At 73.2% G+C, this 5,146-nt stretch carries 5 protein-coding genes; 3 read left to right on the forward strand and 2 right to left on the reverse strand.

The features are described 5' to 3' along the window. Positions 1-64: 64 nt before the first annotated feature. Complete coding sequence (locus tag ABZ371_RS28735) at positions 65-1,420, reverse strand: sensor domain-containing protein (protein ID WP_358684946.1); 1,356 nt, start codon at positions 1,418-1,420, stop codon at positions 65-67. Between the two features lie 387 nt (positions 1,421-1,807). Next, positions 1,808-3,058, reverse strand: coding sequence for a sensor domain-containing protein (locus tag ABZ371_RS28740; RefSeq protein ID WP_358684949.1), 1,251 nt, complete (start codon positions 3,056-3,058; stop codon positions 1,808-1,810). Positions 3,059-3,230: 172 nt separating this feature from the next. Between ABZ371_RS28740 and ABZ371_RS28745 the strand changes: the two genes are divergently transcribed. The 3 genes from ABZ371_RS28745 to ABZ371_RS28755 form a co-directional block, all read left to right on the forward strand. Further along, entirely contained in the window at positions 3,231-3,632 is a 402-nt protein-coding gene (locus tag ABZ371_RS28745) for an NADH-quinone oxidoreductase subunit A (RefSeq protein ID WP_358684951.1), read from the forward strand. Beyond that, positions 3,623-4,249, forward strand: coding sequence for an NADH-quinone oxidoreductase subunit B family protein (locus tag ABZ371_RS28750; RefSeq protein ID WP_358684954.1), 627 nt, complete (start codon positions 3,623-3,625; stop codon positions 4,247-4,249). The genes ABZ371_RS28745 and ABZ371_RS28750 overlap by 10 nt, the downstream gene beginning before the upstream one ends. Further along, a partial coding sequence (locus ABZ371_RS28755; protein ID WP_358684956.1) for an NADH-quinone oxidoreductase subunit C occupies positions 4,246-5,146 on the forward strand: 901 nt, incomplete at its 3' end. The genes ABZ371_RS28750 and ABZ371_RS28755, both read left to right, overlap by 4 nt.

Raw genomic sequence — 5,146 nt, forward strand, 5'->3', positions numbered from 1 at the left:
GTCTCCGTGGCCGGGTCCGCGCGCGGCATCCCGGCGGGAGACGGTCCGCCCCCGGCGGTGGACGTCAGCCCCGCCAGGGCAGCTCCGCGGTGACGGTCGTGGGACCGCCGGCGGGTGAGTCGACGGCGAGGACGCCGTCCACGGCGTCCAGCCGCTCCGTCAGCCCGGCCAGTCCGCTGCCCGACGACACGTCGGCCCCGCCCCGGCCGTCATCCGTCACCTGCAGCATCAGCCGGTCCGCGGCCCGCCACACGTCCACCGAGGCCCGGGTGGCACAGGCGTGCTTGCTGACGTTCTGGAGCAGCTCCGACACGGTGAAGTACGCGATGCCCTCGATCGCCTCCACCGGGCGGCCGGACAGCTCCACCGTCACGTCCACCGGGACGGTGCAGCGGGAGGCGATGGCGGAGAGGGCGGCGTCCAGGCCGCGGTCGGTGAGGACGGCGGGGTGGATGCCCCGGGCGAGGTCGCGCAGTTCCTGGAGGGCGACCTTCACCTCGCCGTGGGCCTCGTCGACCATGCGGGCGGCGGCTTCCGGGTCGTCCGTGAGCTTCTCCTTCGCCAGCCCCAGACCCATGGCGAGGGCGACGAGGCGGGCCTGGGCACCGTCGTGCAGGTCCCGCTCGATGCGGCGCAGGTCGGCCGCCGCGGTGTCCACGACCACCCCGCGGTCCGACTCAAGCTCCGAGACCCGGGTCGCGAGGCGGGAGGGGCCGAGCAGGCCGGCCACCAGCAGCCGGTCCACGGACGCCAGCCCCCGGATGATCCACGGCGCGACCATGACGAGCGCCAGACCGAGCCCGCTGGTCACCGCCAGGTCCAGGGACGAGTCCAGATAGACCTGGTGGGTGCTGTCGCCGTACAGCTGTACGCCGTCCGTGCCCACGTAGGCGGGGAAGACCCAGTGCCACAGCGGATAGGTGAACGCGGCCCAGCCGTACGCCCAGAACGTCAGGGAGACGCCGAACGCGAAGACCGCCCACGGCATGTGCAGCAGCGCGTAGAGCAGGTGCCGCCAGGACACCCCGCTCCTGAGCACGGCGCCGACCCATGACATCAGGCCGCCCGTCCTCCCCCGCACCGGCTCCGGCTCCGCCACCTCCAGCTTCAGCAGACCGCGCGCCCGGCCACGCTCCAGGGTGCCGAAACCACGGCACATCACCAGCCCGGCGGCGAGGATCGGGATGCCGAGGAACGTGATCAGCATCCCCATGCCCAACGACACCATGGTGACCGCGAGGCAGAACAGCACCACGCTGATGGGCAGGCTCAGGAGCAGATAGGCCAGCTCACGCCAGGTACGGGCCTCGAAGGGCGCGCGCACCGCGGCCGGGAGGAAGTGGTGTGCCGGGGGCCGGCCCCCCGACCCGGCACCCGGGCGATGGAGGTCCCGCGTGTCCGGTCCGTATGCCGTGGCCATCAGTGGCGTCCGTCCGTTTCTTCTGGGCGGGGACATCCCGCGGGTGTTCGGATCGTCGGGCTCGTCGGGCCGGTGGGGCTCGGCGGGCTGGTCTGGTGTTGCGGGTGTTGCGGGTGCTGCGGGTGGTGCTGGTGTTGCGCGTTCGCCGGTACTCGGGGCGCGTGGCTTCCCGCGGAGGCCGGTGGCCGGATCGCCCGGGACGTCCCGTGGGCCGCGCGGTGGAGACCGAGGCGGCTCCGGGGCCGGCACGGAGGCTGATGACCCAAGACTGCTGCGTCCCGGCATTTCGCACCATGAGGACGGTCTCCGTACCGGGCCGGGGGTTTTCCCCACCCCGGGGCTACGGGGCCCCGCCTCCCGGAACACAGCACCCCGGCGGGCGCGGGCTCAGGTCCCCGCCGTCGTGGCTGCCACGCGGTCGCGCCAGGGCAGCTCGGCGGTGACCGTGGTGGGCCCGCCGACCGGGCTGTGCACGACGAACACCCCGTCGACCGCCCCCAGCCGTTCCGCGAGCCCCGACATACCCGTACCTCCGTCCAGCCGCGCCCCGCCCACACCGTCGTCCCGCACCTCGATGAGGAGCCGGTCCCCCGTGCGCCACACCTCGACCGACGCCGACCGGGCGCGGCTGTGCTTGCTGACGTTCTGGAGCAGCTCCGACACGGTGAAGTACGCGATGCCCTCGATCGCCTCCACCGGGCGGCCGGACAGCTCCACCGTCACGTCCACCGGGACGGTGCAGCGGGAGGCGATGGCGGAGAGGGCGGCGTCCAGGCCGCGGTCGGTGAGGACGGCGGGGTGGATGCCCCGGGCGAGGTCGCGCAGTTCCTGGAGGGCGACCTTCACCTCGCCGTGGGCCTCGTCGACCATGCGGGCGGCGGCTTCCGGGTCGTCCGTGAGCTTCTCCTTCGCCAGCCCCAGACCCATGGCGAGGGCGACGAGGCGGGCCTGGGCACCGTCATGCAGGTCCCGCTCGATGCGGCGCAGGTCGGCCGCCGCGGTGTCCACGACCACCCCGCGGTCCGACTCCAGCTCGGCGATCCTGTTCTCCAACTCGTCGGACGGCGACAGCATGCCCCGCACCATCGCCCGGTCCGCGTTCGCCAGCCCACGGGCGACGAACGGCAGTACCGGCCAGAGGACGAACAGACCCGCCAGCGTCACGGTGAACGTCGCCACACCCCACGGCAGGCGAATGAACGAATACAGCAACGCCCGCCAGCCCACCGGGTCCTTCAGCCCCGACCACAGCCAGGGAAGGAACCCGCGGCCCCGGTGGCTGCGGGCCATCGGGCTCGGCTCCTCGATCCGCACCCCGAGCATCCCCCGTGCCCGGCCCCGCTCCGCACGCCCGAGCAACCGCGCACCCTGCAACCCCAGGGCCAGCAGGGGCAGGCCGATCACGGTGACCGACAGCCCCACGCCGACGCCGACCAGGAACACCGCGTACACGAACCCGGCGATCGCCGCCGGGAGGTTGGCCAGCAGGTACGCGATCTCCTTCCACGTCCACCGGTCGAAGGCGAAGCGCGCGGGCGGCGGAGCGGCGGCGTCGTGTCGCGGGTGGCCCGACGGGTCGTGGTCCGGGGAACCGGGACGCGAGGGGGCGTCGTCCGGCGGCGGAGGGCTCATGGTCATACGACCAGCCTGCCGGGCGGGGGACCCCCACGCCATGGGGTTCGTGGGTGAGGTGAAGTAGGGATAACCCCACCCCTTGTGCGACGCGGCTGCTTACCCCCTCTTTAACAGGGCCTAGACTCCCGTGCGTACGTACAGGCCGTCGAACAGGTTGAGGGAGCGAGGGGCGGACGTGACGGACGTGCCGGGACCGACCGTTCTCGCGTCGGACTACTTCCAGAGCTACTCAGTGGTCGGACTGCTCGCCGTCGTCGGCGTGCTGTTCGTCGCCGTCGCCTTCGGGGCCGGCCGACTGCTCAGGCCCGTGGTCCCGACGCCGGAGAAACTCCTCACCTACGAATGCGGCGTGGACCCCGTGGGGGAGGGCTGGGCCCACACCCAGGTCCGCTACTACGTCTACGCTTTCCTGTACGTGATCTTCGCCGTCGACTCGATCTTCCTGTTCCCGTGGGCGACGGTGTTCGCGGCTCCCGGGTACGGCGCGACGACACTGGTGGAGATGTTCGTCTTCCTCGGCTTCCTGGCCGTGGGACTGCTCTACGCATGGAAGAAGGGCGTCCTCGAATGGGCGTGACGAACCGGCCGAACCCCGAACCCCTGCCCGATCCGACGATGCCGCCGGAGCCGCAGAAGCTCGGCGTGCTGTCCCGGCTCGCACCCGAACCGATGAAGGTGGTCCTCAACTGGGGCCGCCGCTACAGCCTGTGGGTCTTCAACTTCGGACTCGCCTGCTGCGCCATCGAGTTCATCGCCGCGTCCATGGCACGGCACGACTTCATCCGGCTCGGCGTCATCCCGTTCGCTCCCGGACCGCGGCAGGCCGACCTCATGATCGTGTCCGGCACGGTGACGGACAAGATGGCTCCGGCCGTGAAGCGGCTGTACGAGCAGATGCCCGAACCGAAGTACGTCATCTCCTTCGGCGCCTGCGCCAACTGCGGCGGCCCCTACTGGGACTCGTACTCGGTGACGAAGGGCGTCGACCAGATCATCCCCGTCGACGTGTACGTCCCCGGCTGCCCGCCCCGGCCCGAGGCGCTCCTCCAGGGCATCCTCAAGCTCCAGGAGAAGATCGCCCGCGAGTCCCTCGCCGAGCGGTACGCCGAGCACGGGGCGGCCCGCCCCTCGACCGCGGCCCTGCGCAGCGGCCTCGTGGCGGGCCCGAAGGCCCCCGGGGAGGAAGCGCGGTGAGCGCCGCCGACACGTACGGCCGGCTGCCGGACGCCGTCACCGACGTCTTCGGCGAGGACGCCACCGCCTCCCACGCGTACGACCTGCTGACCGTCGACGTCCCCGCCGAATCCTGGATCGCCGCCCTCGAAACGGCCCGCTCCGTACTGGGGTGCAGTTATTTCGACTGGCTGAGCGCGGTCGACGAACCGGGCACCGGCTTCCGTGTCTGCGCCCACGTGGCGGCCCTGGGCGACGGCACCGTCCGGCGCCTGCTCGTCCGTACGACCGTCCCCCACGGCGATCCCGTCCTGCCCAGCGCGGTCGGGGTCTACGCGGGCGCGGCCTGGCACGAGCGCGAGACGCACGAGATGTTCGGCATCGGTTTCGAGGACCACCCGCACCTGGTTCCCCTGCTGCTCCCCGAAGGCTTCGAAGGGCACCCGCTGCGCAAGGACTTCGTCCTGGCCGCCCGGGTCGCCAAGGCGTGGCCCGGTGCCAAGGAGCCGGGCGAGTCCGACCACGGTGGGCCCAAGCGGCGCACGATGCTGCCGCCGGGCGTGCCCGACCCGAACGAATGGGGCCCGCTCAAGGGCCAGCTCCCGCCCGCCCCGGCCCGCCCGGCCAGAGGCGCCCGCCCGGCGGGCGACCGCCCGGTGCGCCGCGCCCGCAGCGCGGGCGACGGCTCGGCGGCGCAGCGGGCCGCGGGTACCGACGCCGCCGCACCGGCGGCGCCTGCACGTACGCCGGAGGCGCCCCCGCAACCGGCGCCGCCCCGCCGTACGCGCAGCGCCTCCCAGGGCTCGGCGAGCCAGCTCGCCGACCCGGCGCCCGCACCTGCGGCCGACGCGGCGGGAGCGGGTACGACGGGCGCGGCGGGTGCCGGTACCTCGGCGGCGGGAGCCGGCGCGGCGGGCG

This window comes from Streptomyces sp. NPDC005899, from assembly GCF_040629645.1.
GTDB lineage: Bacteria > Actinomycetota > Actinomycetes > Streptomycetales > Streptomycetaceae > Streptomyces.

Excerpts from the sequence above, each read along its gene's own strand:
- ABZ371_RS28735 (WP_358684946.1), bottom strand. The coding sequence starts at position 1,420 with ATGGCCACGGCATACGGACCGGACACGCGGGACCTCCATCGCCCGGGT.
- ABZ371_RS28740 (WP_358684949.1), bottom strand. The coding sequence starts at position 3,058 with ATGACCATGAGCCCTCCGCCGCCGGACGACGCCCCCTCGCGTCCCGGT.
- ABZ371_RS28750 (WP_358684954.1), top strand. The coding sequence starts at position 3,623 with ATGGGCGTGACGAACCGGCCGAACCCCGAACCCCTGCCCGATCCGACG.